Source organism: Streptomyces violaceorubidus (assembly GCF_000717995.1).
Taxonomy (GTDB): domain Bacteria; phylum Actinomycetota; class Actinomycetes; order Streptomycetales; family Streptomycetaceae; genus Streptomyces; species Streptomyces violaceorubidus.
In genome coordinates this window covers 1-228 of the sequence record NZ_JODM01000242.1, presented here as the reverse complement: position 1 = coordinate 228, position 228 = coordinate 1, and the positions used below count along the sequence as shown (strand labels likewise).

The following is a 228-nucleotide window of genomic DNA, read 5'->3' as shown; positions in this document are numbered from 1 at the left end:
GCGGGTGCGTGTCCTCGTCGGCGGTGAAGCGCTGCCGTCCGACCTCGCCGACCGGCTCACCACCACCGCTGCCTCGGTCGTCAACGTGTACGGGCCCACAGAGACCACCATCTGGTCCACCGCCGCCCACCCCCTGACACCGGGTGATGCGGTCACCATCGGCCGGCCCCTGGACAACACACAGGTCTACGTCCTCGACCAGCACCTCCAGCCCGTACCGGCAGGAGT

Annotated in this window: 1 protein-coding gene; it reads left to right on the top strand. The window is 69.7% G+C overall.

Features of this window, described 5'->3' with window-relative positions:
* On the top strand, positions 1-228 hold a 228-nt coding region (locus IE94_RS37025), incomplete at both ends, for an AMP-binding protein (protein ID WP_037925249.1).